Source organism: Pedobacter sp. ASV12, assembly GCF_016429155.1.
Taxonomy (GTDB): domain Bacteria; phylum Bacteroidota; class Bacteroidia; order Sphingobacteriales; family Sphingobacteriaceae; genus Pedobacter.
Window position 1 is genome coordinate 1 of sequence record NZ_JAELUC010000313.1, and the last position, 426, is coordinate 426.

A 426-nucleotide genomic window follows, 5' to 3' on the forward strand; every position below is an offset into this window, starting at 1 on the left:
ATGTATCCTATGATAAATTAGATAAGACCCCCGGTCCACTTACCAATAATTATCCGCAACAGTGCATAGTAACCGATAATCTGTTACATGATCTTGGCCGCATCGAAAAACAAGCAACTGGTGTAGAAATTGAAATGGCCTCGCAGATAACTGTAAGCTACAACACCATCTACAACACACCTCGAGCAGGCATCAATATTGGAGATGGCGCTTTTGGAGGCCATATCATTGAGTACAATGATGTTTTCAATACCGTATTGGAAACAGGTGACCATGGCGCTTTCAACTCATGGGGACGGGACAGGTATTGGACATCTAACCTCGACTACATAGATAGCTTAGTGGCTATGCACCCCGAATTGTTTTTATTAGACGCTCAAAAGCAAACCATCATCCGTAACAATCGTTTCCGCTGTGATCATGGAT

The 426-nt window shown here is 43.0% G+C and carries 1 pseudogene; it reads left to right on the forward strand.

Annotation, left to right across the window (positions count from 1 at the left end):
• Positions 1-426 (forward strand): annotated as a pseudogene (locus JHD69_RS20465) (peptide-binding protein); the annotation flags it as partial.